The sequence below is a fragment of the Sphingobium sp. EP60837 genome (assembly GCF_001658005.1).
In the GTDB taxonomy this organism is placed as follows: domain Bacteria; phylum Pseudomonadota; class Alphaproteobacteria; order Sphingomonadales; family Sphingomonadaceae; genus Sphingobium; species Sphingobium tyrosinilyticum.
In genome coordinates this window covers 257632-283949 of record NZ_CP015987.1, presented here as the reverse complement: position 1 = coordinate 283949, position 26318 = coordinate 257632, and the positions used below count along the sequence as shown (strand labels likewise).

The window sequence follows — 26318 nt, the reverse complement described above, 5'->3', positions numbered from 1 at the left end:
GCCATCCGAGGATCAAAGCTATCTCCAACAGCCGCCTCCCAGTTGCCGATGTTGGCACATTGCAGTCCCGCGAAACGCTGCTGAACACACTATACGCGAGTGCCTCGGAGGTCCCCGCATGGGTCAGCTTCACGCATGCTGCGCGCGCGGTTTTCGGCTGTGACCATGCAGCGGTGATGGTGGGTGCATCCCACGATGGAGTCGTCGTGGGCGCCTATTCAGATGACGCGATGGCAGCGGAGATCGAAGCTTTCTTCGCCAGCGCAGCGTTCGAACGGAACAGCGGCGTCCACAAGTTCGCATTGGCTGGCGGCGCGCATGTGACGCTCCTGCCCGTCGCCGATAGCCAGAAACGCAGTGCAGCGATCATATTGTGGGAGCAGAGTAAAAGTGCGCCCCTTTCTGCGCCGCAGGAAGAGCTGCTTGGGTCCCTGTCCGAACCATTGTGCCGCAGCTTGCAGATTTACTACCGCATCATGGATCTGGCACGGCGCGGCATGTTAAGTGATCTTGCGCTCAACACCAGCCGCATCGGCGCTGCTCTTGTCAGCAGTGATGCGGAGTTGATGATGGCCAACGATGTTGCCGACCACCTGCTTGCGACCGGCGGCGGCTTGCGCGTCGTGGGCAGCCGATTGCAAGCTGAAAGCGCGGAGGAGACGCGCACGCTCCTGGCCGAGATAAAACGCTGCGCACTTGCCCAGGCGCCGGAGCCGGATCTGCAAAATTATGTGCCGATGGCTTTCTCTCGCCGCGATCATGCCTTGCCGCTTACGATCATCGTTCGGCCGGGCCCCGGCTATTTCCCGCTGCGTCAGCCCAACCGGCGGACGGCGATCCTGGTGCTCCGCGACCCTGCGGCTCAGGCGGCGTGGCCGGCAGAGACGCTCGCCCGCCTTTTTGGCTTAAGTGCGGCCGAGGCGCTGCTTGCAAGCAAGCTGGCAAAAGGCGCAAGCCTTGAGGAAGCGGCAACCGAACTCGGCATCAGCCGCAACACAGTGCGATCGCAGCTTCAAAGCATCTTCCTCAAGACCGGAATCAATCGTCAAAGCGATCTTATCCGGGCGCTACTGAACTCAGCTGCCACCTCCGCATAGGCCGTCCTGTCATCGGAAAGATGTGAGCCTCATCCCCTTTGCAGGTCCGCATCCGCCTTGCGCTCCGCAGGATCTGGACGAAGGCCGCGCACCAGGCGTCCCGGAAGCGCCCCGGTAGGCTGCCCGTCCCGCAACACGATCTCCCCGGCCAATATGGTGACATGATAGCCATCGGCCCGCTGCGTCAGCCGCCGTCCACCGGCCGGAAGGTCGAACGTGACCTCGGGAGCATGCAGCCGAAGCGATTTCAGGTCGATGACGTTGATGTCCGCGCGGTATCCGGGCGCGAGCAGGCCGCGATCGTTGAGGCCGATGAGCGAAGCTGGACCGCGTGTTAGGGCAACGACAGCGCGCTCGAGTGGCACGCGCCCATAAGCGCGATCCCGCACCCAATGGGTCAGCAGATGGGTCGAGTAGCTTGCATCGCAAATCGCCCCATAATGCGCACCTCCGTCGCCCAACCCCATCACGGCATCGGGGTGCATCATTATCTTTCGCATGCCGTCCAGATTGCCTTCGGCATAGTTGGAGATGGTCAGGTACAGCTGCCGCTTGCCATCCCGTTCCAGCAGCAGATCGTAGGCAAGCTTGGCGGGCGTGGTGCCCAGCGCCTCTGCCCGGCCCGCCAGGCTCTCGGCCAGCGGCGGTTCGTAATTGGGTGTGTCGGCGAGAGGGAAGATGCGGCCGAAATCATGAACGAAGTTGGTCAGGGCATTCCCTGGATCGGGCGTCAACGGCTCTGAAAGGATCGCGGCCCGGATTTCCGGCCGCCGTAGCTCCGCGATCTTTTCTTCAAGCGACAGCGTCGCGAGAGAGCGGTAGGTCGGGCTAGTGCAGAAGGGGTGCAGCGTAAGCTGATGCCCCATCACAGCGCCCGTCGCACGGCCCAGAACCTGTACGCCGATGCGGCAACCGACTGCGTTGGCGGCGCTGATCCGCGATAACAGGTTGCTCCGGTCCGGGTCTTCGGCAGTGCCGCTCACGGGGAATGTGATCGGTCGACCCGACTGCCCGGCAATGCGGGTCAGCATGTCGAATTCGGCATCCTCGTCAGAGAAATCGCTCACGAACTGGAATGTGCCCCCGCCTGCAGCGGTCATCGCGTCCGCAAGCGCCTGGAGTTCGACTTCTTCGGCCGTCAGCGTAGGGATGAGGTTACCGTCTATGGAGCGGTGGAACATCGTGCGGGACGTACCGATGCCCATCGCGCCCGCCGCAATTCCCTCCTTCACCAACGCCGCCATGCGAGAGCGGTCTTCCGCCGTCGCGGGCTCGCGCGCTTCGCCTCGCTCGCCCATGACATAGACGCGCAGCGCCGCGTGCGGGATGAGCGCCGCGACATCCGCGTCGAAAGCCTTGTTACCGATGCTGTCGAGATATTCCGGAAAGGTTTCCCAGTTCCACGGCAGGCCTTCGGTCAAAACCGGGTTAGGAATATCCTCCACGCCCTCCATCAGCCGGACGAGGCCCTCCCGCTGCTGCGCGCGGCAGGGAGCAAAGCCGACGCCGCAATTGCCCATCAGCACCGTGGTCACACCATGCTCGGTCGATGGGCGCAGCCGCGAATCCCACGTCACTTGCCCATCATAATGTGTGTGAATATCGACGAAACCCGGCGTCACGATCATGTCCGTAGCATCGATCTCTTCGACACCATCGCCGAGATTGCTGCCCACCGCAGCGATGCACTCGCCGATAACCCCGATATCGGCCCGCCGAGCCGTGCCGCCGGTGCCGTCAACTACCAAGCCATTGCGTATAAGGATGTCGAAGCGGCTCATTCCATTGCTCCTCGCCATCGCCGCCTTTGCGGCGAGAACATTGCTGCTTGTTCTACGCGTTGACGGTAGCAACAGACGGCCTGCCTGCCTTCATCCAAACGGATGATCGCAGCCATGAGCCTAAGTTTCTCGTCTCCCTCCCGATCATTCATTTGCATGATGACACTCGTGAAGCGGCTCATGACAATGGGTGCCGCAACAACGAGGTCGCCCGTCACGGGGTGGATCAAGCAGTCAATCATTTTAGGATTGGGCTGAGCCAAATGAGGTATGTGCGATGATCGAAACAAGGAAGCTCGGCGCGATCGGGTTGGAAGTCATCGGCGTCGATGCTTCAAAGACAATCGATGAAGATACAGCGCGGCAGCTCGTTTCTCTGTGGCAGGAGGAGGGCGTGCTGCTGTTCCGGCGCGTCGGCATTGACCCTGAACTTTTGCTCAATCTCAGCCGATGCTTCGGCGAACTGGATCCGCACCCTATTCCCGACCTGCGCGTGCCGGAACATCCCGAATTGATCCTCCTTACCAACAAGGGCGGGCCGCGTGGACCAGTCTATGCGTTTGACGGCGTGCCGACCTATGGCCGGATACCCTGGCATACCGATCTTGCCTTCCAGGAAGTGCCTAATGCCGGGGCCTTGCTCAACATGGTTGAGAAGGCGACGATCGGCGGGCGCACCGCCTGGCTCGACACCGCAGCGGCCTATGACGCGCTCGATGAGTCGCTCCAGCGCCGTATCGAGGGGCTCGAAGTGCGTTTCGAATTTTGCACTGACCTCAGCCGCGTCCGCTTCGGCAAGGAAAATGGCACGCGCGTTAGCGAGATGAAGATGAACTTCCCGGATTATCCACCGCAGGCGAGGCCGCTCGTCTGGAGGCATCCGCAAACCGGCCGCACGATCATGAATATCTGCCCGTTGAACCTGCAAGGCATAGTTGGCATGGATCAGGGGGATAGTGACGAACTGCTCCAGACCTTGATCGACAAGCTCTGCCAGCCGCAGTTTATTTATGAACATGACTGGGAGGAGGGCGACACCGTCCTGTGGGATAATTACCGGATAATGCACCGCGCCGAAGGGCATCCGCTTGACGTGATCCGGGTCGTGCACCGGACGACATTGCGCGGATCGGCGAAGGTCGGGCGGGCCATCTCTCCGCACGCCGCGCTCGTCGCTTGATGCGGTGCCCTCCGTCAGCGCCAATCACATCGATTTGAGGCTGTAAATCGAGGAGGGGTAGGGCTTCGTCGCAGGTCTGGACCGCGCGGAGATTTCCAGTGGCTTTGTATATGATGGACGCCTTGCTTCGCCGCAGAGAATGGGTGCCGTAATCCTCCCTCGCCAGGCCAATTCCTGTGACCCAATCATTAACAAGGCGATGATATTGCCGTGTGCTGATGTGAGGCGCGTGGTCGGCGCGGCTCGGAAGGGCGAAATCCTCAAGTGATCCACCCCACAACTCAAGCTATTTAAGAAGGCTGGCTCAAGCATCGTCCATCAGCTCAAGCTGGACTGGCCTTCCGGTCTTCTTCTGAACCACGGCGGTTCGCGTCCGGATGCTTAAGCTAAGGGCGCTCAAGTGCCAGTTTTCCAATGGGGCGCGGCCACTGCCTTCGATTCTGGAGATTCCCGTTGTCTGAGAAAAATCGACAACAACACAAGAACGGCAGTGGACAAAAACTCACTTTGCCAGTTCTGAAAAGATTCAAACCAGAGCTGTGGGTCGCCCAGATAGGTCAGAGTGCTGAGAGGTGTCTCGCCATGTTGGACTGCGTTCTCGGCTGCTGCTTTAGCACTTTGCGTCCAATGGATGATGAAAGATATGAGGAAGAGCAGCGCCAACGCTGATCCTAATGAACGGGCGTAGATTGCTTGCCACACAGAACCCCACCGGAGGATGTGAGGGGCGCCTGGCCTTTGCGCCTGCCTTTCTAAATCCGCGTCGCGCGCTGAATCATCGGGATCCTTCGACTCTGCCGATCCCCGCTGAAATAAAATAGCTGTGAGGACAACATATGCGGACATCTGCAGGAATTCGCTTTCCCAATTTTCGAAGACGGAGGATAGGAAATCCGGGCTCACGGTGTAGGCAGCTAACGACAGCGCAGGCTGGTGATGACGGGACGCTTCTTCAAGCGCCACATGCCAGCCGGTTAACCATTGCCCCAGAATACTGGCCGCAAACAACGCCAATAGGGTGATCGTTAGACCATTGTCCCGCAACAGTCTCATAAGACGCGCTCCTTCATCATCGTTGAAGGAGAACGCATGTGAAACGGCTTTGGTCCGACAGGCCACCCTTTTAACCAGAGTTGATTTTTTGCCGATCTGTAGGGAGAGCCGCGGCTTTCGAGACATGCCAGCAAGCCGCTCCAAGCCTGATCGCCAAGGCAGATCGTTCTGGCTCTCGCTGACATGATCAGCGCCAGGTGTTGCGATCGCTTTTATCCTGTGGAAGGCACGTGCCCATGAAAGGGTCAAAGCTCTCAACTAAGAAGCTGGCTTCCGGTCCTGCTGCTCGATCTCGTCCAGCACCGCTTCGGGCGCCACATCTCTGGTAATGTCGGCGATGACCGGGTCATCAGCCTTTCGCAGTCCGAGATGCTGCGCCAGTTCCAGATTCAACTGGACCAATTTGGTGATCTCATGTTCGGCCAACAAGCTGATCTGAAGATCGAGATCAGCCCTCTTATCCGCCGCGGCCGCCGCTCGATTCTGGCTGATCAGAACGAATGTGGACAGGAAGATCGCCTCGACCGACGCCCAGGTTGCCAAAATGACGAAGGTTGGATCAAATGGGGCAATTTCAGGGATGAGGTTCAAATTGCTTGCGACCCATGCGCCGAACAAAACTAAATGAAGGTATACGAACCGCAAGCTGCCGGTAAACCGGTAAACTGGGTTATCGCTTCGGCGATCTTCTCCTGCGCACTCGCCTTTCCCTCTTCGCTGCGACGCCGGTCCTCAAGCGCCGCGATATTTCGTTTCAAAGCCTCAGACAGGTCGGGCGGCCCAGGAGGCGCTATTGTGACCGCTGATTCAGGTCTGGGAGGTTTGGGCTTGCTCATGACGGATCATTTTACCTGGACTTTGTTGCATCGCTTCATGTGGATCTTTCCTCAAGCGCTTGCTTTGACGTCAACCGGCGTTGAAGAAAGGAAAGTACGAGAGTTTCTTCCGGCGTTAGGTGCACCAATTCTTCACGCAGCTCCTTTTCCACTTCCACCCGGGCTTCTAGGATGAGGGTGTCACTCAAATAACTGTCGAATATCTCCGGATGAATGTAGCATTTCCTGCACACGGTCGGCGTATTCCCGAGCCGTGCGGCAACCTTCTCGATGGCTGATCGAATGTTGCGCTTTGCTGCGGCCTGGCTATCGACCTTCTCCAGTTCTGCTAGCGCAAGCGCCGCGAGCACCGTGCCGCTCCAGGTTCGAAAATCCTTCGCCGTGACCTCGCGGCCGGAGATCTCCTTCAGATATCCATTGATATCTCCGGACGTCACCTCGCGCCGTTCCCCGCCCTCATCGAGATACTGAAAGAGGTGCTGTCCGGGAAGATCCTGGCTGGCTTTCACGATCTTCGCTATTCTGCGGTCCCGAAGCGTGAGCCGCCATTGCTTTCCACTCTTGCCTTTGAATTGAAGCCGCAGTTCCGAGCCGCTCACGTCCACATGACGGTCACGCAGTGTCGTCAGCCCATAGCTCTTGTTCTGCTTGGCGTAATCAGCATTCCCGACGCGGATCATCGTTGTTTCCAGTAGGCGAACGACGGCTGCGAGCACCTTCTCGCGAGGCAGGCCTTTGAGCGCGAGATGTTCATCAACCCTCGCGCGTATACTGGGTAGAGCAGCAGCAAAATCGAGCAGATGCTCGTATTTTGTACTGTCGCGTATCTCCCGGAATTTTTCATGATACCGATATTGCTTGCGGCCTTTTGCATCCCGGCCCGTTGCCTGAAGATGGCCGTTGGCGTCCGGGCAGACCCAAACATCCTTATAAGCCGGTGGGATGGCTAGCTTGCGAATGCGCGAAAGCGTTTCAGCATCCTTGACCGGCGTCCCGTGAGGCGAAAGATACTGAAAACCTTTTCCGCGCTTGAGACGCCTGATCCCCGCGTCTTCGTCACTCGTGTAAACGAGTCCCGCCACCTCTGCAGCTTCCCGCGCGTCGACAATCGTCCCGTTCTCTTGATCGCCAGCTACGTGAGTTGAGGTTCCGAGCACCATGCTGAGAAATCACTCGGGGCTGCTGTCAGTTCCATAGCAATGCTCTGGTTGTTGGCCTCGAAGTCTGCGGCGAATGAACGACTGGGGACAGGCGAACCTTTCAAGCCAAAGCGCCCAGGCCTCTCAACTGCAACACTGATGCGCATCCTGGCTCCGACCACGATGGCCCTCGCTTCCCGTTGCAATTAGATGGGAGTTTCCTGCGTCGGATCCCGCTGTCTTTTACGATGATGAGCAGCAAGCGAGAGCGTGGCAGCTTTTGCTGAACCATTTCGCACTGGTTGCGTTTGCATCGGACACGTAGGGAGGAATTTATGCACATCAAAGGCTTAGCAGTCGTTGCAAGCGGCTTGTTGCTAGTCGCTTGCAACGGGGGAGGCTCTGGAGTCAGTTCGGCCGGATCGATGGCTGGAGGGCTAGCAGGGAAGGTGCCATCGCTCGTTAACGTGGATCTCCGTAACGTCCTCAATGATCTTGCTGTGCGCTTAAACCTCGACAAGGCAAATGTTCCTATCAACGCTCAGATCCCGATTTCGCTCGCCGTGAACGTGTGCGGGGTGTCGATCAACGTGCTGTCAGCCTCAACAGGCGGACAGGCAAATTGCACCGCGAATACCGCGTCACCCGAACTCGCGCAGGTTGTTCAGCAGCAGATGGCGGCCGGGGGCTCGGTGGGGGGCGGTGCCCAGGGCGGGTCTCAGGCAACGAACGGCGCCCAAACAGGCCTTACAGCGCCCAGCGGCGCAACACCGACGAGCGAAGCGACAGCTCCGGCAGGTGTCACGTCTCAACCTTCCAACACCCAACCATAAGTTATAAAAAGGAGTACCGGATGCGTCAGAAACTTTATCGGACCATCGCCCCTTGCGCCTTGGTGTTTGCGATGACTGCTTGCAATGGCGACGATGGCGGAACGGCCAGCGCAGGTAGTACCGCCCCGCCAGCGGCATCGGGAACAACGAACGAAACGGGCACAGCTGCGGGTACTGGCAGCGTGGCTAGCGGTGCTTCCAGCCCGTCGGGGGGTACTAGCAGCGGCATTCCTGCCCTTGTTAACGTGAATCTTCAGAACGTTCTCAACGACCTATCGGTCAGGCTTCAGGTCGATCGTGCGAATATCCCGGTCAACGCGCAGATTCCAATTGAGGTAGCCGCTAATGTGTGCGGCGTGTCTGTCAACGTGTTATCGGTTTCGACTGGCGGCCAGGCGGCCTGTACTGCAAAGGTTGCAAGCTCGGAACTAGCGCAAGTGGTTCAGCAGCAGGTTGCGGCAGGAGGCTCGGTCGGTGGTGGGGCGCAGGGAGGCTCGACCGCCGCGACAGGTGGGGCTACGACCACCGGTGGTAGCTCGACATCGGGAGCTAGCGGCACCTCAGCAACATCCTCAGGAACAAGCGAGACAACCACCCGCACCCCTTGAGGCTCCGATCTTGGAGGGCGCCGCGCCGAACCCTGCGCCCTCACTCATGCGCCAGAATGGCCCCGGGGCACAAACAAAATGGTGCGAAACGCGGCACCCGGCAATCTGGTCAGACGCGCCTCTTATTTGCACGCGGACCAATTTTCGATCTCCAGGACCCTATGGAGAAAAGCGGTGAGGTGGATGGCTCCCGCTCACGGCATCTAAGTGCCAAGATGGGTTTGCTGTCATGCAAACCCGAGCAAGGAGCCAACGCCAGGGAGATTAGCACGATCGGCCTGGATTTGGCCAAGAACGTTTTTCAGATTCACGGTATCAGCGCGACCGGCGAGGTCGTACTTCGTAAGGGGCTGCGGCGCTCGCAGATGCTGCCGTTCTTCGCCATCAAGAGCCGTGACTGCGCCACATGGCAGGGGTTAGATAGGGACCCTGTTCATCATCGCCAAGGTCGTGGAATAATAATCGCCATCGTTCCGCGCCGGGGGCTCAGGGCGGCCGAGCAAGCGTGCGGCAATGGTGCTGCCGCCGCTAGAGAGAGGATAAGGCGCAGTCTCTCCGGTCACGACATTGATCCAAGCCGGCAGCGGTTTGCCGCTCCGATTGAGCGAGAGCCAATAGCGCGCGATTGCATCGCACAGGCTGCGGCGGCCGCTCATCTGGCAATAAAGCGGAATACGAATGCCTTCAAACCCGAAGACGGGATCGCGGCCTTCAGCCGGCTCCACAATGCCCTCGCCCTTGATGTCAAGCCAGTCGGTCGGCAGGGCGTTCGTGCCGAATCGAGCGACTTTCATGATCCTCACCCCATCAGCGCTGACCCGCTTCCACGGGCGCGGGTCCTGCCGCGAGAGGGCGTCGATGGCGGGCCAGACATAGTAAGAGGGGTTGATGACTACCCGATCGCTTTTTGCAAAGCCCTCCAGCCCCGGAAGCAGCAGCGTGAAGCCGTGCCGTGAAACGATCAGTTTTTGCGTAATCGCGCTGCTGATGTCGGCGGATTGCTGGAGGTAATCAGCCTTCCCCCAACGGTGGCCCGCCAATAGCAGCGCCCATGCGATCAGCAGGTCACCGTCGGTAGCATTGTTGAGATCAGCGACCGGGTTAGCCTGACCCGGAACAAAGCGCCAGCTGTGGAGCGCGACATCCTTCCGCATCAGAGCGCCGCGGGTCCAGCGCGCCATTGCGTCGAACGCCGTGGCATCGTTCGCCGCCTGTGCCAGCAGCATGCCATAGCCCTGTCCTTCGCTATGGCTGACGCCGCCATTGCCAGTGTCGACGATCCGACCCTCCGGGAGGAGGAAGCGGCGCTTATAATCCAGCCAACGCGCCGTGTCAGGTATCGACCTTGCGGGCGACTTGGCGCGCGCGCACCCGGTGGTGAGCGCAAAGGCGAGGGCGGTCAGGACAGTGCGCCGTTCAAATCCCATGGCGCAGTTCAACACGCCCGGCTTCACGACGCTGAATGCTGGTCGAGAGCCGACCGCCGCCACCGACCTGGCGAAACCAGGCGTCATAAGCCCCCTTTAGGATCAGGGGGGCGGCGCGGCTCCATAGGCCCTGCGCGTCCCCCTCCAGGCTCCTCGGCAGATCCTCATGGAAGATGTCGATCCCCTCATCGTCCATGTCGAAGCGCACATGTCCCCAGTTAAAGGCCTGCCAAACGAGATTGGCGTGCTGCGTCAGCCTTTCCAGTTCTCGCACATTACCCGTCGGGTAGCTGGCGGCCAGCCGCTTGCCGATTGACAAGAAAAAGCCGCTCATCTGTTCGTCCGTCGCGGTGGCGGCAATCTCCGTCAGCAGCAGGCTGGCGAAGCGGGCAATCGCCTCGCGGTCATGGCCGAGCAGGGCCATATCCTGCCCCTCCGCGACGGGGAAAGATTTGACGAACAGCATCAATTATCTCCGATGGTCTGTCTCAGCCCAATGAGCGATTTGAACTCCTTATATGGACCAAAAGTATTGATATTCAGTTCTCCGCCCAGCCTTGTGTTCGGGCTGACCTGATAGAAAAGTGAGCCGCCCGCCTGCAGCCCGAAGCCTGTCCGGCTGAGGCTGTCGTAGCGGGCGCGCACGTCACTGTTCACGCTCTTGAGATAATCGAGCACGCCCTGAGCGTCCGCTTCTGTGGGATAGAGAGCCTCGCCCTGCTGGTCGTAGCTTTGATAGCCCGGCGCCACGCTAGCCTGAATGCTGAGCGGTCCATTGATCGAGGAATAACGGATCGGGAAATTGACACTCAGGAAGCTCTGCGGACTGAAATAGCCGCCATGGCCATAGGTAAAGTAGTTCTGGTTATTGTCGTAATTCTGATAATTAACGTTGAAGCCGACAGTTATGTTGGAACGCGTATCCTGCCAGGCGCGAAGATAGCCCCCCGCGTTGATTTCCATGCTCTGATTGTCACGGACGGCTGTGCCGTCATAATGATAATAGGAGCCGTCGGCATAGACACCGTTGCCGTTCCGGTCGTACGAGAGTGACAGACCGCCCCCGCTTTTCATCACCGCACCCCAAAAGGCGCCGCTACGCGGATCTTTGGTGCCGGCATAGGCGACCAGGCTGTCGGTGACCGGCTTGCGATCGGCCCAGAGGCGGGCAGAGGCGTTGGCAAACAGGCGCGGCGTGACCTCGATCTTCCCGGTCAGATGCTCCTTGGGGAAGCCTAGCGGAGTGGTGCCAGCCTCTACCGTGAGCAGCTTGCTGACATAGCTGGCGGTGATGCCGACGCCGCTCTCATGCTGAGTGTCGGCGTTGGTGAGCTGGGAAGGCTGCTCATCCACTATACCCTGCGCTTCAGGCGTGGCGTTGGTACCGAAGCGGGCGAGGCCCGATCCGGCCGGCCGGCCGGAATCCAGGACCACGGCAGTCGCCTTGACGCCGATCCTGCCTGCCGCGACATGGGTCGACAACTGCGCGCTGCCGGTCATTTCACGTAACTTGCTGAGGCCGGTTTCGCCTGAACGGGAGCGGTAGCCGGTGTCGACGTCGACGCGCGGACCGCTGTCGCCGGCGCTCTCCTGCAACTGCTGGTCGATTTCCGAAAGGACGGGATCTGCCGGCACGCTCCCGACGCTCCCATAGGCCGCATAGCCGTAAGGCTGAGCGGGTAGGGGGGCTAAGGCCGAGGACGCGGCGAAGCCCTCCGGGGGCGGTGGCGCGTACGCCGGAGCCGGCATTCCGCCGCCGCTGGCGTAGGCGGCAGCCCCATAGCCAGTTGGATAAGAGGGTGCGCTTGGCCCTTGTGGCACGAAGCTCATGGGTGCAGCGATGGGTGCGCTGTTGCCGCTCAAGGTGAAAGGATTGACCGGCTGCGGCGCCGCCATTGCCCGGAAGGGGTTGGCAGACTGGGGCGCCGCCGCGAACGGATTGCCGTTCGCCATGACGGCGCCAGGTGCCATGCCGGTTTCGCGCATGTAGAGTGCGCGCGCAGTCTTGAGATAGCGCGACGCCTCGCTGTCATTGCCGCGGGCGCGCGCCATGCGGCCCGCGGCCATATAGACGCGATAGTCGGCCGGGTGCGCCTGTATCGCCTGCTGAACGGTGGCACGTGCGCTGTCGTAGTCGCCTGCGGCCGTCGCCGTGTCGATCAGTCCGACCATCGCATCACGATCATTGGGCTTTTGCGCCAGCACCATGCGGAAGGTCTGGGCCGCCTGCGCGTTCAGACCGCCCGATTGATAGAGCCGTCCGAGAGCGGAGAGGATTTCCACATTGCCCGGAGCTTCGTTCCACACGCCCTGCAACAGATCGAAGGCCGGCGCATACTGCCCCGCCTGCCGCATCCGGTCGGCCTGAGAGGCGGCCAGCGTCGCCTTGAGATTGCCCAACGCTCGCTGCCCGGACATGGCAGGTCCGGCTAGCGTTGCGGCCTTTTGTACTGCGCTCATGGCAAGTCCGTCCTGCCCCGTGCTGGCCAGTACGCGCACGGCATTGTCAAAGGCGCCCGGATAATTGGCGGGCGCATCCAGCGCCTGGATGGCAAGCTGCGATGCGCCTCGCGCGTCGCCCAGATCCAGAGCCGCCTGCGCCAGCGCGCCGAGCCGGTCGGCCGGAAGCCCCCGCGTCTCCGAAGCCTGCCGCAGCATCGCCAGCCCCTGTCCCTGCGCGCCCCGCGAGGCGCTGGCCCTTGCCTGGGCGATCGTCGCCGCGACGCCCAAGCCGGCGGCGAAATCGCGCATCTCGGCCGTACGCTGCCCTTCAGGGATGCGAGCGACCACAGCTTGGGCGTCGCCGGTCCGGCCCGCCCGGTCGAGGATCAGCGCCGCCGCGTAAAGCGACTCCGCCTTGCTTGAATAGGCCAGCTGACGCACCAACGCGTCCTGTTCCGCTGCCCGGCCCTGCTGCTGGAGCAGCCCAGCCAGATCATAAGCGATCCAGGGATCGTCGGGAGAGTTGCCCATTGCCGCCCGGAGCAACTGTTCCGCCCGGCCCGTATCGCCCGCGTCCAGCGCGGCGCGCGCCTCGTTGCGGATCGCGCTCGCCTGAGCAGTGGCGGCGCTTGCACCTCCCTTGCCTAGTTGCCGGTATAGGTCGGCCGCCTCGTTATACCGGCCCTGCCGTTCATAGACACTGGCCAGCATCGATATCGCGGGGCCCTTGTCACGGATATCGGATTGGACCAGCGACGCCGCCAGTCGCTCAGCCTGTGGCAGGTCGCCCTTGTCGCGGGCCGCGCGCGCTGAGTCGAGATCGGCATAGAAGCGCGCCGACGCAAGCGCTTCCGCCCATTTGCCGGCGGATCCAGCGCGCGACGCGCGGGAGAGCAGGTCTCGTGCCTGCGCGAATTCCGATTTGCGCAGGCGTACGATTCCCATGCCGCCGAGCGCATCGGCGTCATTGGGATTGGCCGCAAGCGCGGTGCGAAAGCGCGCGGCCGCATCACCGAGCTGCCCTGCCTCTAAAGCACGGAAGCCCGCCGCGCGGGCGTCGCCGCCCCGGTTTGCGCGTGCTGCACGGACAGCCGTGGTGCGTCCAGCCGAGGGGAGGCCCGATTGCGCGGCCGGGCGGGCTGCGGCCTTGGGCGTGGGTGACGGCGTGGGTACCTGGGGCTTTGGCGCCGCGGCGGGCCTGGCCCCGGCCAGGCCGCGCCTTGCTTCGGTATTGGCGGGGTCGATGGTCAGCACACGATTATAGGCCTGCCGCGCCAGATCTCCCCGTCCCTTGGACTGCCAATACCGCGCCTGCTTGAGCAGCGGGGCGACGCCGGGCACTTCGGCATGCGCCGCAACGGGAGCGAGCACCAGGGCCAACAGCGGCAGCGCCAGATTGTTCAACTTCTTCATGACTGTTTCACCGCTTCCAGGCGCTTTTCTTCCTGCCGCTTGAACAGCAGGTAGACAGGCGCGGAGACAAGGAAGGCAACCAGCAGGCCGCCCAGCGCCATTAGGATGGGCCGCTGGCTCATCCAATAGGCAATCTTCATCCAGATGGGCAGGGATCCGACCCAGTAGCCGTTGCCGACCGCGAAGCTGGTCATACCCTCCCCGTCGACGACTGAAAGGTCGCCCTGCACCTGGGCGTTGATCTTCGTGTCGTTAAGGCCGCCAACCAGGGCCGGCAGCGCTTCGGGGTCGCTCGCCAGCAGCGCCACGACGCTGCGGCCGGCGTCGAAGGGGGACTGGAAACCGACAATGCCGTTGAAGCTGTCCGATCCGGAAAAGAACCCGTCGACCGTCCCCGCATCGCTGCGGTCATAGGGGGAGAAGAAGTCGAACAGGCGTTCGACCGGGGTGCGCTCCGTAACGCGGAGCCGGCCGTCCTGATAAAAGACCGGTGCTCCCGAAAAGAGCGACTCCGACTGAGCCATCTGCACCGGGCCGATGACGAGAATATCCTTCCCCTCCAGCTCCGCGGCGTTAATCGACCGGGTGACGGTCAATCGGATGGCGGGCGCACCGGTCGCATCACCAAAGCGACCCATGACGTTCAGGAAGGTTTCGACCACCGCTGGCGTTGGGTCAGCAGGTAGCAACGCGACGGTTTCCGCCATGTCTGGCCGCACGGTGAAGGGATATCCCCCGCCCGCAAAAGTGGCAAGATCCGGCATGTGCAGCGCATGATAGGCATGGGTGAGGTCGATCGTGCTTTGCGGCAGGATCGCGACGCGAACATTGTCCGGTAGCATGCCTTCGCACCGCTGTTTCGACTGCACCAGAAGATTATAGTCGAACACGAGCGAGTTCTGTCCGAACAGGTCGTAGCGAGGCAGGATCACGTCGGCATTGGACGTATATGCGGTGGGCCGGCCCGCGCCAATCCACTTATCCCACCAATGCTCGCCGCTCAGCGGCAGGGTCGTCAGATATTGCCCGTTCATCGACAGGTCGAGGCGCGACCTTTGTTTGTCGAGCCAAGGCGCGGAGGGATAGCGATAGCGCAGGTCGAGCTTGGCTCCCTGCCGCGGCCAGAAGAACAGATCGGGCGCGACATGGAAGCCGGCGCTGAGCGGCCCCGGCGGAAGGCCGGTGCCCTGAAGCGAATAGCGTGGCGCGATTTCGCCCAGCCGCACCGGGCGGTCGGTCCGCAGCCAGCGCGGCGCCGAATAGGCGGGATAGGACGGCAGGCGCACTCCCTCGAGTGAGGCACTCGCCCCGCCTAGCAGTCCGCGCCCGATGGCAAGGGCGGCGGCAGCCTGCTTCAATTCCTTTTCATTACTGCCGCTGACGATCAGCAACTGGCCTTCGCTATCCACCGGATTGGTGACGATAGTGACGGCCGGTCCCGATGGCGTTGTTATGCCCGCGATCCGGCGGCCCGGCGTCGTGAACAGTACGGCATTGCCCGCGGGGATCTGTCCGTAAATCGGTTTGAAGGCATAACCGCGGTAGCTTGCCATGCCCCCGAACCAGGAGGCCGTGCTCGCCGCCGCCTGCAGCTCGCCATTGGTCGGCTTGGCGGCGAAGACGAAGGGCAGTTTCAGCGCCAGATTGTCATTACGGTCAAAGAAGGGAGCAGGCAGCCGGGCCAGGTCCGGCCGCAACGGTAGCGTTTGCGTCGTGATATTCAGGGCCGAGCGCGTGTTGCTGACATTGGCCCAGAGCGAGCTGTGGAAGGGGTCCTCGCAGTCGCGGGTATAATGGCCCACGAAGCGCAGGTTGAGCGAATTGTCGCCTGGCAAGAAGAGGGCCGGGTTGATCGGGATAGTGATGTTCTGGCCTGTTCCGTCGGACGGACGCAGCGGTAGCGCGCTCACCACTTCTCCGTTCAACAGAACGACGATCTGACTGAGATCTCCGAGCAAGGCCGGCGAGAAGTTGAAGGCAAGTGTCAGCGACGCGTTGGTCACCACCTGATTACTACGCAAGCCGAACGGGATGCCATATTCGCCGCGGGTGCCGGCCAGGCGGATCGGGTTCCTGACCTGTAGGTCCTTGAGCAGCAACCGCTGCTGCCGGCCGCCCACGCTGGACACCGGTGCCGTTTTAGCTGGCGCACTGAGGGACACGGGAGCAGGCGCCGCATTGGCGGACGTCGGTGCGAGCGCACCCGCCACCGCGGCGGCGGCCATTGCGCGCATTGCCTTCTTTCGGCGGCGCGGCAGGCGCCATATGTCGATGATGGTATCGATGTCCACGCTGAAAATATCCTTGATCGATTTAAAGCCGGGCACAGGCGCGAGCGATTCGGCCGGCTGCCAAGCGTCGGCGCGGCCCATGACGGCGCGGACCAGATGGCGGGCGCGCACCATGTCGAGCGGCTGGAAGCGCAGCTTGGCGTGGCCGCCGGCCATGCGCACAGTGTCGACCGGGATGGTCAGAGTCTCGTCCCCCATCGGCAACGAGACATCGGTCACCGAGCGACCAGCGAGGGCGAACGCCTCCGGCAGTTCAGCCGCCAGCCCACCGAGGGAAATGTCAACGGTGGTGCCATCGACGACATAGCCATCCTCGAAATAAAGGGTGACCGGCATGCGCGCGGCGATGCGGATATTCTCGCGCACCTGCCGCTGCTCACGTGCCACCGAGATGGCGGAAATAAGGATGAGCAGGCTGAAAACGGCCCAGGCGGTATTGAGCAGCACAGTGTCGAACTGGACATCGAACAGATGCGGGTAGAGCAGTTTCACGAAGCCAAACACCACCCCGAAGACAAGCAGGCCGGCGATAATCAGGTGCGGCCGCACGGTCGTCGCATCGAAATAGGTCTGGTCGAGCAGACTGCCCTTATCGGTCACGTTGAACTTGCCCTTGCGCGGACTGAATAGTGTGACGACGGTCGGCCTCACAAGATGGAAGGCAAGCAGCGTCTCGTAAATCTCACCCCAGAACGGCCGCCGGTCGCCCCCCTGGATGCGCTCGCTCGACATGGTCGAGATGAAGAGGTGCGGTAGCGCGTAGGCGAAGATCAGTGCGGCGGAGGCGTGGATGATGTTTTGCCCTGCGATCAGATAGGCGAGCGGCGAGGTCAGGAAGACGATGCGCGGCAGCGGAAACTGGAAATGCAGCATCGCATTCAGATAACAAAGCCGCTGGTGCCAGTTGAGGCCGGGGCCGAATAGCGGATTGTCGATTCGCATGATCTGCGTCATGCCGCGTGCCCAGCGGATACGCTGGCCGACATGCAGGACAAGCCGTTCAGTGGCGAGGCCCGCCGACAGACGGATGCCGATATAGGCCGTGTTCCAGCCCATGCGCTGGAGTTTGAGCGCGGTATGGGCGTCCTCGGTCACGGTCTCACCGGCAAAACCGTTGGTCTGTTCCAGGGCGGAACGGCGGATGATGGCGCAGGAGCCGCAGAAAAAGGTCGCGTTCCAAAGGTCGTTGCCCTTTTGCACCGCGCCGTAGAACAGGTCACCTTCGCCTGGCAGTTCCTTGACATTGCCGAGGTTGCGCTGGACCGGATCGGGCGAATAGAAATGGTGCGGCGTCTGTAACATGGCGAGCCGCGCATCCTTCTGGAACCAGCCCACCGTCATTTGCAGGAAGGCACGGGTCGGCACGTGATCGCAATCGAAGATGGCGATCAGTTGCCCATCTGTCTTCTTCATCGCGGCATTAAGATTGCCCGCCTTCGCATGAAGATTGTCGGCCCGCGTTAAATAACCGCAGCCCGCCTGCCGTGCGAATGCGCGAAACTCCGGGCGGCGGCCGTCGTCCAGAATATAGACATGAAAGCGGTCTTTGGGATAATCCATGTCCATGGCCGCAAAGACCGTGTTCTGGACGATCGCCAGGCTTTCATTATAGGTCGGTATATAGACGTCTATGACCGGCCAGCTTTCGGGATCGCCCTCGATTTCCACCACCGGCCGGTCGAGCGGCCAGCTGGTTTGCAGCAGTCCCAGCACCAGGATGATCCAGGCATATAGCTCCGCCAGATATAGGCCCGACCCGAGCAGCGCGGCAGATAGGCTGTCAAATTCCAGCGTGTGGGTGGTGCGCCAGAACAGATAGCGGGTCGATACCAGGAGCGAGAGCATACCAATGGCGATTGTCGCCCGCTGATTTCGCGATCGATTGAACAGCAGGACGCCCGCCATGGTCGTGAGGGCAAACATCCACTGGGAACCAAGGTCGAGCGGCACCGTCACCACTACCAGAATGACGGCGGCCACGAAGAGCCCCACCGCAAACCTCAGCAGGGCTTGCGGGGCTAAGAAAGGGAGAAGGCGCATTAGACGTCTCCAGATACAGTGACGTTTGCCTCTCCCAAGGCATGCGCAAGGCCGATGCGTTCCTCGACTGCGGAGGCGAAGAAGCGTAGATCCTGCAAGGCGGCGCTCGTTGGCGCATTTTTGCTTATCGGTTCGAACCGCGCGAGCGCTTCATTGATGGCCTCGTCGCGGCGAATGGTGGCGAGCAGCTGGTCGCCAAAGAGATCGCGGATGAAGCTATGGCTGTGCCGCGACAGCTTCTGGCGATCATCCAGCTGATTCAGCACGAAAACGGTGCGGTCCAGCTTCATGGCGGGCGCGGTTTCGCTCAGCCGATTCAGCGTGGCGAGCGAGGCTGCTGTCGGCAGGAGCGCGCACACATGCAGCGCGCAGCGGGGCGTAAGCAGCTCGAGCAACTGCCGGTCTTCCGATGCGACGTCCACAACCCAGACGTGACCCGGATCGAACAGCCGGTCCAACTCCCGCGCCGCGTCCCGCAGAAATGCCGGTGATCGCGTATATTGATGACCTTGAAGCAGCTTGACGCCAAAGGCGACGAGCGGCTCGCTTGCCGCGCCGTCCAGTTCGGGCACCTGGTGCGGCGGCATGAAACCAAAATGCATTTTGAGCGCATTCTGATAGGTACAATCGAGGGCATTTACCTCATGCCCCTTGCCCGCCAGGTGAAGTGCCAACTGGGCCGCCAGAAACGTCGAACCGGTCCCGCCCTTGGGGGACTGAAAAAGGATGACCGCCATCAGTCGAGATCCGAAAATCGGTTAAAGAAATCGTGCAAGTCGACACCCTTTTTCGTCCCGCCTTTGAGTGGTGTCACACCATAATTGGCGAAGATCTGATCTGGCAGTGATGGCTGCTCCCGCGTCCATGCGGGGGCGGTGGCCGCCTGCGCCTTCCCCGTGCGAGCGGAGGGCAGGGTCGCTGCCGCATCGCCCACGACGCTATGATCGCCTAATACAGCGGCGAAAATCGGCCATAATTCGGTTTCGGAAAAGGAATCCTCGAACTCGCGATAGGCAAAGTCCGTTCGGTTCAGCTTCTCCAGAAGCTTACGAGCATCTCGACGCATGGGCCCCCATTAGGCTTAATCAGAAGTTGATCGCACCATATATCGTTTCTACTATAACTTTATTAACAGGAGTCCAGTCGAAAGAACCAGGCCGCATTCTTGATCTTGATCAAATAATCCTTGGCTAAAAATTCGAACGCGACTGGTAATCCACAGGAACGCGGCGTCCAGAAAGGCTGCCGTTAGCGCGGACGGTTGGGCCGCAACCTACAGGCTGTCCGTGAGCGAAGTCGTCGGGGCTTAACTTTGGTCAGTTCGATCCGTTCACGCCCGCCCCGATGGAGGGGGTTGGACGGATTGACCTGCGGTGCGATGAGCCGGTTACGGCCGAAGTTGGCCTAAGCCCGGGGCAGGGGAGCTTCGCCGAATGCCGGCGTCGCAGTAGCAGGCGCACTGGTCCACAACCTGTTCACCAATGCACAGCTCACCATGGTCTGGGGTGACGGCGCCGGGACCACTGCGACGGTTACCCTTTCAGGGAGCAGTGCGGTCATCCCCCTCTATGGCATCGTCGCCCCGCGGCAGAATGTCTCCGCAGGGATCTACCAGGACATCATCGTGGTCAGCATCGTTCATTAGCGCGGTCAGGGCAGTGATCTCGACATTGAGCCCACGAACCGCTCAGGGTCGCCATCGCGGCCGGACACCGCCCTGCCCATCCCCAAAACCCAGCGAACAGTGTCGTCGGCGCCCACCGTGCGGTAGCAGATGCGATAGGTCTCACCCGAAGCGATGTAGTCCTTGAGCTTCGCCACCACCTGCTCGCGGTCGGCGTCGTGGACAGAACTTGACCAGATCTCTCCGGTAAGTTCGAGCGGGCAGTCCGGGCCCAGCCCGTGCATGGCCCGTTTGGATCTGGCGCGAGCCAATCTCATGTCTGCGTCAGAAGCAGGAGGAAACCGCGTCAAAGGTTAGCACATGGTCCGCCCGTCGGTGCGAGAGGGTAATCTTTTGCAGCTTGCCACTCGCAATCGATGTTGGCCAAACAAGGCATCCCGCGCTACCCATTTCAGCCTTTCGCGTCGCCGGCCGCAGTAGGCTGCCGTGCCGTTTCTTCGAGAAGGTGGAGTGATCGGGCACGTCTCCCCTCCAGGTCCAGCCGGCAGAACCACCGATACGCCAGGTTGAGATGGACCTCCTCGCATAGGCGCCGCTCGGAACGGATGCCCATGCAGTAGCCGATGATCAGCATCCGGATCATCAACTCCGGGTCGATCGAGGGCCGACCCGTCTCGCTGTAATAGGGGCGCAGATGCTCACGGATTGCCGAGAGATCCACGAGCCGGTCGATCGAACGCAACATATGCTCTGCCGGCACATGACGCTCGAGACTGAAGCTGTAGAACAGCGCTTCCTGCGCCACCGTGCGTTCACCCATCGTCGGCCGTCTCCGCTCGCCCGCGATGATGGAACCAGGACTCTCCCGCTACTTCAAGCCCGTCTTTTTCAACACAATCGGCGCTTCGCGGACGCACAGCTGCAAATCTTCCTCTTCCAGGTGCGACCGGCAGCTCAGGCAAATAGGCCGCTATCCGCGGACGCGAAGCAATGGAATACGGGCGATCATGACAAGGCAGCACAGGCCAGGTCGAAGGTATCGCATTCGTACCGCGCAATCCGGCGACCTTGAGATCAGTGAGGTTTTTTGCTAATGGCTTTCGGTTCAACGCTAAGCGTGTCTCGCCTTTGTAGCACGCGGAGCGCCATCGATATTGAATGTTCAAGGATGACCATTGCCTTCCTATAAAGCTCCCTCGTTCCAAGACCGTATCGCCGCCGCAGGATCGGCCAAACAAAAGGCCTTAGATGCACTGAGAGCCAAGCCGCCCGTCGACGAGGCACTTATGGCGGAACGACGCAAGGCGCGCGAAGCGCAGGATCAAGCAATTGCAATCGAGCGGGCGGCTAAGGCTGAGGCCGTTGCTTTAGCCAAAGCTCAAAAGGCAGAACGCAAAGCGGCCGGACAGGCGGCAGAGGCCGAAAAACAAGCCGCCGCTGATGCCGCTGCGGCACTGAAGGCCGCTAGGCTCACGCCTGCCAGCGCCGCGGAAATGAAGGCTGCGCGGGACGCTCGCTACGCTGCGCGCAAAGCTCGAAATAAATAACGCCTTCTGCGGGACGGCCGATGACCTGGTGCGATCCCCAAATTGGAGATGCCGGTGTGGAGATCTCGGCCTCATCACTGCGATAGTTGGGCAGCGTAATTTTTTGAGGCAATTCAGGTAAGCGCATGGCCCGCAAGCATTTGAAACATGACTCCTACGAAGACCTGCATCGCGAGAACGAGGCTCCGGCGGCTGTAGTATGCTGCTGGCTATGTGATCGGCCTACCGGCAAGACCATCGTTTGGCACCACCCAGTGCCCAAGAGCAGGGGCGGGCGTGATGTTGTGCCCATGCATCCCATTTGCCAGCAGACGCTGACCGCCCATTTCACCAACAGCGAACTGCAGCGCTATGGGATGGATGTGGAGGGACTGCTGGCCAATCCTACCGTGCGCAAATTTGTCGATTGGGTGTCGAACAAGGCCCCAGATTTCAACGCTGCCACGGCCAAGAAACAGCGCTGATCAAATGAGCCTTGGCGTTCAGGGCAACGTATCAACACTGAGCATCCACCCGAATTCTGGAGAAAGCATGGCCGATTTGTATCAGAAAGCATTGGAGTCGGAACGCCGAAGTCTATGGGCCGAATGCAGGCTGAAAGGTCTTGCAAAGGATACCCCGGAGCGCATCCGAATAGCGGAATTGGACGAATTGCTTGCTAAGCATAAAGCCAAGAAAGGCGCCGCATCTCACCCGTCCCGCTCCGAGGGGAAAACGCCATGAACGGATACGTGAAATTCGAAACGCCCGATGGCGATGTCCTCACCATCAATGCGGACCGTGTCAGCTTCGTTCGGCGTTACAGAGGAACGGATCAAGCCAGTGCCGTTAATTTCGAGAAGGGACACTACATCGTCGTCAAGGGCGACCTTGAATCGGTAATGGAAGCGCTCGCTGAGGCGTAGTCCGCGGAGTTCGACCAATATCGGCCGCGCCATTACCACTTCTCGGGAGTGGACTGTCCGCTCGTTGCCAACCGATCGTAAATTCGTCGAACTCTGCACTTCTAATCATGTCAGCAACTGCGCCGCCAATTGTTCTCTAACCTTATTCATCAAAACATGAGGACATTGCAGTTCGATTGGACCTTCGTCTTAAATATATTCTATTGCTAACCAGCTGGATCAAATGCCGTTGTGCGGTCTTATAAGTTTAATGTGATCATCGCAGAAGAGTCACAGATCATTCGCGCAACTGCAACATCGCTTCCCTAATGGCGCTGCAAGGCCGGTCCGGAGAGACGGGTCGATCCAAGGGGGAAATCATGATCAGCATGCGCAGCCGGATGGCCTTGACGGCCTCCAGCCTCATTTTCGTCGCCATGAGCTCAGTGCCGGCATCCGCGGTGGACGCCGTCACGGCCGATGCCGCCGCAGCCGCGGCATTGGCGGAGGACAGCGGCCTAACCGTGGTCACCGTCACCGCCCAGAAGCGCCCGGAGAGCCTCCAGTCCACGCCGATCTCCATGTCCGTGATGCGCGCCGAGGACCTCGTCAGCCGCCATGTCACATCGCTTGTCGACCTCGGCGATGGCTCCATTCCATCCCTGAAGATCGCGCCCTTCTATTCTCGCAGTTCGGCGCTGGTCGTGAACATCCGCGGCATTGGCGTGCTGTCGGACGCCAACCAGCCAGCGCGCGATCAGGGCGTCGGCGTCTATATCGACGGCGTCTATCTGGGGCGCGCCCAGGGCCTTGGCACCGCCCTGTTCGATATCGAGAATGTCGAGGTGCTCAAGGGTCCGCAGGGCACCCTGTTCGGACGCAACACCGAAGGCGGCGCTGTCAATATCGTCACGAAAAAGCCGAGCGGCGAACTGCATGTGAACGCAACCGGCGGTATCGGCAATTTCGGCGCCTACAAGGGCGAGATGCATCTGGACCTCCCGTCGTTCAACGACTTCGCGGTTAAGATCGACGGCGTCGTCGCCCATCGCGACCCGCTGGTGAAAAACCCGCTCTCCGGCGCCGACGGCTTCAATCAATATGACAAGCGCGGCCTGCATGTCGAAGCGCTGTGGACGCCGTCGCCTGATTTTACCGCCGACTATTCCTTCGACATTTCGAAGGATGAATCGACCTCGCTCTACCTCAATCTCGTCGCGCCCGGCACCAACGCGCGCGCGGCGATCGCCACGGTCCAGCCCGATCGCGTGCGCACCGCCAATGTCGGCGTGCCGCTGCAGCCCAGCGTCGGCAATGTGCACGGCCACCGCCTGACGCTTGAATGGGAGGCGTCGCCCGAGCTCACCCTGAAGTCTATTAGTTCCTACCGCAAGCTGCGCCAGAGCCAGTTCGACAATGCCTCGGCCGCGACCTCTATGTCCTCACCCGCAGCGTCACTGGCCGCCAATGCCGCTGGCGGCTTCACCAACTTCCAGTTTGCCCGCTACAGCCTCGCCCATTTCTGGCAGAACCAGCGGAGCCAGGAGTTGCAGGCCATTGGCGACATCGGCCGCGTGAAGTTTGTCGCCGGCGCGCTCTACTATCGCGAGCATGTGTCGGACAATGCGCAGGCGTACAACACCAACATGTTCACCAACGCAGCCGGATCGACCTACACGGTCCTTTCGCTCGATCCCGCCGCGCAGCGGATCGACCGCGCCAGCCATGTCACGACCAAGAGCATCGGGGCCTTCGGCCAGGCGACCTGGACGCCCGATATGCTGGGCGACGCCGTGCACCTGACCGGCGGCCTGCGCTGGACCAGGGACAGCAAGCATGGCGCGCTGGCGATCGTCAACGGCGCGCTGCCAGTGAACCGCAACGGCTTGGCCGGTGAGATCGGGCTGGACGCCAGCTGGTCGCGGGTCGATCCGATGGTCAATCTTGCGATTGACCTCAGCCAGGACATGCACGTCTACGGCAAATGGTCCACCGGCTATAAATCCGGCGGCGCCAATTCGCGTTCGCAGGAATATGACCCGTTCAACCCGGAATCGGTGTCGATCTTCGAAATCGGCGCGAAGACCGAGTTTTTCGACAATCGCGCGCGCTTCAACATCGCGGCCTATGCCGGAACTTACAAGAATATCCAGGTCGACTTCAGCCGCCCCTATGAAATCGGCGGCGTGCGCCAGACGCGCACCACGTTGTCCACGGTGAACGCGCCGGGCAAGGGCGGCGTGCACGGGATCGAGGCGGACCTGACGGTCAATCCGCTCGAAGGCCTGACCCTGTCGGCCTCCTACGCCTATCAATATGTCCGCATCCCCTCGACGGTGAATCCCTATCCGAACGCCGCGGGCGTGATCAGCCCCATCGCCGTGCCGATCTACCAGACCTACACCCCTAAATATTCGGCGAGCGGCGCGATCGATTACGAGCTGCCGATGGACGGCTTCACCATCCGCGCACATCTGGACGGCAATTATGACTCGGGCTTCTATGTCAATGCCAACGACCCGGTCTATGTCGGTCCCGGTAGCGCCTCGAACGTCTACCAACCGATCGGCGAAAAGGCCTTCATCGTGAACGGTCGCCTCGCCATTTCGGACGTGCAGACGGGCACGGATGCCAAGGTCAGCTTTGCGCTGTGGGCGCGCAACCTCTTCAACGAACAGCATCTCTTCTACAAAGCGCTGAGCCCGACTTCGGGCCTCAATGGCTTCTTCAACGAGCCGCGCACCTTCGGCGGCGAGATCAATCTTCGCTTCTGACGACGGCAGGGAACGATGGGCTGAGCGCCCGTCGTTCGCCTCTGCCATCTGAATTTCACATTATTTCGGCAAGGCCGCCGATACAAACGCCGCGAGAGGAACGCCCCATGAAGCTTCAAACCGTCTTGCCCCTGATCGCGCTGCTGTTGGCCGGCACGGCCCATGCCGAGGCTGTCCAGACGCCGCTGGTGACGCGAACGGCGCTAGACGCACTGACGGTCAGCTGGTCCGGTCGGGAACCTGTCGACATTTTTCTCTCCGACGATCCCGCCGCAAAGCCGGACGATGCGAAACTGGTGTCGAAGGAGGATCGCGACGGCACGGAGACAGTGAAGGTCGCAGCCGGCGAACGCGCCTATTTCCTGCTGAGGGGCCACAAGTCCGGCGATTTGGTGCGCGTGGCGGAGCGAGTGCTGCCCTTGCGGCAGGGATCAAACTTCCGCGACATTGGCGGCTATCCGGCCGCCGACGGCAAGCATGTCCGCTGGGGCCTGATCTATCGCTCCGGTGGCCAGCCCCTCCTGACCGACGCCGACGTGAAGCAGATCCAGGCGCTCCAGCTCGCGAACCTAGTCGATTTGCGCTCGAGCGAGGAACGGGTGATCGCGCCCACCCGAATAGAAGGCGTACCCTACCAGGCTGTCGGCTATTCGATGTCGGCGCTGACCGGCGGGAGCGTCCCCAAAAATGGGCAGGGTGTCTATCGGAACCTGCCGACGATGATGGCGCCGCAGTTGCGTCTGATATTTCAGGACCTGCTCGCTCGAAAGGGAGCGATCGCATATAATTGCTCCGCGGGGCAGGACCGAACCGGCTTTGTCACGGCCATGATCTTGTCCGCGCTGGTCGTCCCGCGCGCCACGATCATCGCCGACTATCATCTCTCCACCACCTACAGGCGGCCCCAATGGGAAATGCCCAAGATCGACACGGTGGCTCAGGTCAACAATCCGGTTGCGATGTTCTTCGCCAAATATCAGCAGGACCCGGCAGCGGCCAAACCGCAGCCTCTAAAGGAGGCAGATGGCACCCCCTTCCTCAGCCATGCATTTGACGAGGTCGACAGCCGATGGGGCTCGGTGGAAAACTATCTCGATCAGGAGATCGGCGTAACGAAGCTTGACCTGGCAGCCCTGCGAGCTGGTTACCTCGAATAATGTGCGACACCTTCCGCAAAGGCCATGCAGTCGCAGCCGACCCTTCTCCTTTGCCGTTCAGCGGCCAATTTACTATCCCTAGGTGTGGACCGTCTGCTAAGCTCACTCGCTCCTTCAGGCCCCCCGGACCGAGCGTCTCGCGGAGAGGTGCTGCCGGACATGTTTGACCGCTGTCCGCCTCTAAAGCGGCAT

General features: G+C 61.1%; 20 protein-coding genes and 2 pseudogenes. 9 read left to right on the top strand and 13 right to left on the bottom strand.

What is annotated here, in order from left to right:
* Positions 1-206: 206 nt before the first annotated feature.
* The gene (locus EP837_RS14375; RefSeq protein WP_197486398.1) at positions 207-1097 is read left to right on the top strand and encodes a helix-turn-helix transcriptional regulator; all 891 of its coding nucleotides are present in this window, start codon (positions 207-209) and stop codon (positions 1095-1097) included.
* A gap of 29 nt (positions 1098-1126) precedes the next feature.
* On the opposite strand, the gene EP837_RS14370 is transcribed toward EP837_RS14375, so the two are convergent.
* Positions 1127-2878, bottom strand: coding sequence for an N-acyl-D-amino-acid deacylase family protein (locus EP837_RS14370; RefSeq protein WP_066530051.1), 1752 nt, complete (start codon positions 2876-2878; stop codon positions 1127-1129).
* Positions 2879-3155: 277 nt separating this feature from the next.
* Here EP837_RS14370 and EP837_RS14360 point away from each other — a divergent pair, with 277 nt between their 5' ends.
* Entirely contained in the window at positions 3156-4058 is a 903-nt protein-coding gene (locus EP837_RS14360; RefSeq protein WP_066530047.1) for a TauD/TfdA dioxygenase family protein, read from the top strand.
* A gap of 76 nt (positions 4059-4134) precedes the next feature.
* On the opposite strand, the pseudogene EP837_RS21595 reads toward EP837_RS14360, so the two are convergent.
* The 10 genes and pseudogenes from EP837_RS21595 to EP837_RS14315 all read right to left on the bottom strand — a co-directional run.
* Positions 4135-4437 (bottom strand): annotated as a pseudogene (locus EP837_RS21595) (tyrosine-type recombinase/integrase); the annotation flags it as partial.
* A 17-nt stretch (positions 4438-4454) separates the two neighbouring features.
* Complete coding sequence (locus EP837_RS14355) at positions 4455-5360, bottom strand: DUF6766 family protein (RefSeq protein WP_225870653.1); 906 nt, start codon at positions 5358-5360, stop codon at positions 4455-4457.
* Between the two features lie 9 nt (positions 5361-5369).
* Positions 5370-5702 (bottom strand): DUF1003 domain-containing protein, encoded by a 333-nt coding sequence (locus EP837_RS21375; protein ID WP_237234894.1) that lies wholly within the window; start codon positions 5700-5702, stop codon positions 5370-5372.
* 280 nt (positions 5703-5982) lie between these two features.
* Entirely contained in the window at positions 5983-7107 is a 1125-nt protein-coding gene (locus tag EP837_RS14345) for a DNA topoisomerase IB (protein ID WP_066530044.1), read from the bottom strand.
* 1836 nt (positions 7108-8943) lie between these two features.
* Positions 8944-9954 (bottom strand): glycosyl hydrolase family 8, encoded by a 1011-nt coding sequence (locus EP837_RS14340; RefSeq protein WP_066530042.1) that lies wholly within the window; start codon positions 9952-9954, stop codon positions 8944-8946.
* A complete protein-coding gene (bcsD, locus tag EP837_RS14335; RefSeq protein WP_066530040.1) occupies positions 9944-10420 on the bottom strand; it encodes a cellulose biosynthesis protein BcsD in 477 nt (158 codons plus the stop codon). Before bcsD ends, EP837_RS14340 begins: the two co-directional genes overlap by 11 nt.
* Complete coding sequence (locus EP837_RS14330) at positions 10420-13809, bottom strand: cellulose biosynthesis protein BcsC (RefSeq protein WP_066530036.1); 3390 nt, start codon at positions 13807-13809, stop codon at positions 10420-10422. The genes bcsD and EP837_RS14330 overlap by 1 nt, the downstream gene beginning before the upstream one ends.
* On the bottom strand, positions 13806-18140 hold the full coding sequence (bcsA, locus tag EP837_RS14325; RefSeq protein WP_066530035.1) for a UDP-forming cellulose synthase catalytic subunit: 4335 nt from the start codon (positions 18138-18140) through the stop codon (positions 13806-13808). The genes EP837_RS14330 and bcsA overlap by 4 nt, the downstream gene beginning before the upstream one ends.
* On the bottom strand, positions 18140-18877 hold the full coding sequence (locus EP837_RS14320) for a cellulose synthase operon protein YhjQ/BcsQ (RefSeq protein ID WP_066530027.1): 738 nt from the start codon (positions 18875-18877) through the stop codon (positions 18140-18142). Before EP837_RS14320 ends, bcsA begins: the two co-directional genes overlap by 1 nt.
* Positions 18877-19206, bottom strand: coding sequence for a hypothetical protein (locus tag EP837_RS14315; protein WP_066530020.1), 330 nt, complete (start codon positions 19204-19206; stop codon positions 18877-18879). Before EP837_RS14315 ends, EP837_RS14320 begins: the two co-directional genes overlap by 1 nt.
* Before the next feature lie 429 nt (positions 19207-19635).
* On the opposite strand from EP837_RS14315, the gene EP837_RS20575 reads away from it, so the two are divergent.
* Positions 19636-19785 (top strand): spore coat protein U domain-containing protein, encoded by a 150-nt coding sequence (locus EP837_RS20575; RefSeq protein WP_082919711.1) that lies wholly within the window; start codon positions 19636-19638, stop codon positions 19783-19785.
* 5 nt (positions 19786-19790) lie between these two features.
* On the opposite strand, the gene EP837_RS14310 is transcribed toward EP837_RS20575, so the two are convergent.
* Both EP837_RS14310 and EP837_RS14305 read right to left on the bottom strand, forming a co-directional pair.
* Positions 19791-20075 (bottom strand): PAS domain-containing protein, encoded by a 285-nt coding sequence (locus EP837_RS14310; RefSeq protein WP_197486396.1) that lies wholly within the window; start codon positions 20073-20075, stop codon positions 19791-19793.
* Positions 20076-20247: 172 nt separating this feature from the next.
* Positions 20248-20584 (bottom strand): annotated as a pseudogene (locus EP837_RS14305) (transposase); the annotation flags it as partial.
* Between the two features lie 355 nt (positions 20585-20939).
* Here EP837_RS14305 and EP837_RS14300 point away from each other — a divergent pair.
* The 6 genes from EP837_RS14300 (at position 20940) to EP837_RS14280 (ending at position 26126) form a co-directional block, all read left to right on the top strand.
* Positions 20940-21311, top strand: a complete 372-nt coding sequence (locus tag EP837_RS14300) for a DUF6481 family protein (RefSeq protein ID WP_066530011.1) — start codon at positions 20940-20942, stop codon at positions 21309-21311.
* A 125-nt stretch (positions 21312-21436) separates the two neighbouring features.
* A complete protein-coding gene (locus EP837_RS14295; protein WP_066530009.1) occupies positions 21437-21775 on the top strand; it encodes a hypothetical protein in 339 nt (112 codons plus the stop codon).
* Between the two features lie 67 nt (positions 21776-21842).
* Positions 21843-22034, top strand: a complete 192-nt coding sequence (locus EP837_RS20570) for a hypothetical protein (RefSeq protein ID WP_082919797.1) — start codon at positions 21843-21845, stop codon at positions 22032-22034.
* Positions 22031-22216, top strand: coding sequence for a hypothetical protein (locus tag EP837_RS14290; protein WP_066530006.1), 186 nt, complete (start codon positions 22031-22033; stop codon positions 22214-22216). Before EP837_RS20570 ends, EP837_RS14290 begins: the two co-directional genes overlap by 4 nt.
* Positions 22217-22575: 359 nt before the next feature.
* Positions 22576-24969 carry a TonB-dependent receptor gene (locus EP837_RS14285; RefSeq protein WP_082919796.1) on the top strand — a complete coding sequence of 798 codons (2394 nt, stop codon included), beginning with the start codon at positions 22576-22578 and terminating at the stop codon, positions 24967-24969.
* Positions 24970-25076: 107 nt separating this feature from the next.
* Positions 25077-26126 carry a tyrosine-protein phosphatase gene (locus tag EP837_RS14280; protein WP_066530001.1) on the top strand — a complete coding sequence of 350 codons (1050 nt, stop codon included), beginning with the start codon at positions 25077-25079 and terminating at the stop codon, positions 26124-26126.
* The last annotated feature ends 192 nt before the right edge of the window (positions 26127-26318 follow it).